Below are 2637 nucleotides of genomic sequence, written 5' to 3' on the forward strand. Positions count from 1 at the left end.
GCGCCGGAGGACGCGGCCACGCAAAAAGCCCGCGGCGGCACGCGGCCGCTCGCAGGCTTCCTGACGCAGATGATCGTCGAATCCGACCCGACCCTGCGGCCGTCGCGGCTGGAGCGCACCGGGATCGCCGCCGCGCGCTACGCCGAGACGGCGCGGCTCACGGCCTGATCCCGGACGGCCGTCTCAGGCCTCGGTCGACTTGACGTTCAGGACCTGGCGGCCGCGATACATGCCGGTCTTCAGGTCAATGTGGTGGGGGCGGCGCAGCTCGCCCGAATCCTTGTCCGTCACGTAGGTCGGCGCCTTGAGGGCGTCGGCCGAGCGGCGCATGCCGCGGCGGGAGGGGGAGGTCTTGCGCTTCGGAACGGCCATGACGGGAAATCCTTGCGGTCTGGCGCCAAAGCGGCGCCCGGGCGTCTCCCGATCGGGATCGCCTCGCGCACCGCTCGATACGGAGATTCGAAGGCGCGCTTATAGCGGCGGCGGGCCGGCATGGCTAGGGGGCGTCGCGCGCCCTCGGCGAGCCCCCGGAACGGCGCGACGCTCCGCTCGGGAACGGCCGCGGATGGTGCGACGATGACGGCCCGTTGCCGGCCATTTGCGGGGCGCAATACTTGCCGACGGCGGGGTATGATGCCGCGGACGCAACCTGAGCCGGGGCCGGCGAAGATGCGTGCCACGCGGAAGAAAGTCGGGCGGGGGCAGAATTCTTTGAACCTTTTCCCGTCCATGCCCCGTTAAGCTTCGGGGCCGCCCGGCTGTTCGCATTACGAACCGGGCGCCCCGCCTCCTGAAGTCCCGCCGGCACGTGGGGTGACCCCGACCGACCCGACGGCGGATACGACCCGTTGTAGAGAGATCACGTTCGATGGAATCGTCCGACGCGTGGCGCCAGACCGGCCGCCTGGACACCGAGCAGGGCAAGGGCGACCCGTTCGCCGCCGCGGTCCGCGCGACGCGGATGGCGATGATCATCACCGATCCGCGCCAGGCCGACAACCCGATCGTGTTCGTCAACGACGCGTTCCTGCGGATGACCGGCTACGCCCGCGACGAGATCATGGGCCGCAATTGCCGCTTCCTGCAGGGCGCGGGCACCGACCGCGGCGCCGTCGCGCTCATCCGCGAGGCGGTGACGGCGGGGCGCGACATCGCCATCGACATCCTGAACTACCGCAAGGACGGCACCCCGTTCTGGAACGCGCTGTACCTCAGCCCGGTCACCAACGAGGCCGGCGAGGTGCCCTACTTCTTCGCCTCGCAGCTCGACGTGACCGACCGCGTCGACGCGCACATGCGGGTCGAGCAGGAGAAGGCGCATTTCGAGGCCGAGGTCGCCAAGCGCACCCACGATCTCAGCCAGTCGCTCGCGACGCAGACGATGCTGGTCCACGAGGTCGATCACCGGGTCAAGAACAACCTCCAGATGATCGCCGCCCTGCTCGCCATGCAGACCAAGGCGATCACCGACCCGTCGGCGCGCGCGGCGATGGAGATGATGCTGACCCGCGTCGAGGCGCTCGGCACCGTGCACCGGCGGCTGTACCAGTCGAACGACGTCGAGCGCTTCGACGTCGCCGAGTTCGCCCGCGACCTCTCCAACGACCTGGTGCGCGGCTCCGGCCGCGACGGCATCCGCCTGCACCTCGACCTCGAGACGGTGGAGGTGCCGGTCTCCAAGGCGCCGCCGGTGGCGCTGATGATGAACGAGCTCATCACCAACGCGCTCAAGCACGCCTTCCCCGACGAGCGCCCCGGCCGGCTCTCCGTCACGGTCGCGCCGGACGGCAAGTACTTCGCCATCAAGATCGCCGACGACGGCATCGGCATGCCGATCGAGGTGATGGAGAAGCGCTCCTTCGGCAAGCGCCTCATCGGCACCCTGTGCCGGCAGCTGAACGCCAGCATCGCCTGGCAGTCGAACGAGCCGGGGACCACGGTCAACATACGCCTGCCGCGCGAGACGGCGGACAGTTCGGAGACGCCGTGACCGAACCGCTGCGGATCCTGGTGGTGGAGGATGAGGCCCTCATCCTCATGCAGATCGAGATGATGCTCGAGGAGGCCGGGCACCGCGTGGTCGGCACCGCCATGACCGCCGCCGAGGCGATCGCCCAGATCGAGGCGTGCCGGCCCGAGTTGGTGCTGATCGACCTGCGGCTCGCCGACGGCTCGTCCGGGATCGAGGTGGCGCAGGCGATCCGCGACCGCGCCGGCATCACCGCCGCCTTCATGACCGCCAACGCGCGCCAGCTCACCGAGGAGATGGAGGGGGCGACGGCGGTGATCTCGAAGCCGTTCAGCGAGACCGTGCTGGAGGCCGCGCTCGCCTACCTCGAGACCTGCGTGCGCCGCCCGCCGCCGACCGGCCCGGTGCCGAACGGGATGCGGATCTCGCCGCAATGCCTCGCCCGCTTCGCCGCGATGCGCCCCTGACGGCCGCCGGGCCCCGATGACGGAACGGATGCGCCCGCTCGGGATTGGAACCGGCGCCTGGGGCGGCGTGTCGCAGCGTTAAGCCGCGGTTCAAGCGCGCCGGCCCACACCCCAGGCCGTCGGCGCCGGGCACCGGGCCGCCGTTCCTTCGGGAGGACCACCATGGCCACTCAGTTCCTGCGCACCCTCGCCGTTCTCGCC

At 70.5% G+C, this 2637-nt stretch carries 3 protein-coding genes; 2 read left to right on the forward strand and 1 reads right to left on the reverse strand.

Going from position 1 to position 2637, the window contains the following annotated elements; genetic code table 11:
* Positions 1-183: 183 nt before the first annotated feature.
* On the reverse strand, positions 184-372 hold the full coding sequence (gene rpmF, locus FV223_RS24830; protein WP_147729459.1) for a 50S ribosomal protein L32: 189 nt from the start codon (positions 370-372) through the stop codon (positions 184-186).
* Between the two features lie 496 nt (positions 373-868).
* Between rpmF and FV223_RS24835 the strand changes: the two genes are divergently transcribed.
* On the forward strand, positions 869-1990 hold the full coding sequence (locus FV223_RS24835; RefSeq protein WP_147729460.1) for a histidine kinase dimerization/phosphoacceptor domain -containing protein: 1122 nt from the start codon (positions 869-871) through the stop codon (positions 1988-1990).
* A complete protein-coding gene (locus FV223_RS24840; RefSeq protein WP_147729461.1) occupies positions 1987-2436 on the forward strand; it encodes a response regulator in 450 nt (149 codons plus the stop codon). The genes FV223_RS24835 and FV223_RS24840 overlap by 4 nt, the downstream gene beginning before the upstream one ends.
* Positions 2437-2637: the final 201 nt, after the last annotated feature.

It is taken from the genome of Methylobacterium sp. WL116 (genome assembly GCF_008039455.1).
Lineage (GTDB): Bacteria > Pseudomonadota > Alphaproteobacteria > Rhizobiales > Beijerinckiaceae > Methylobacterium.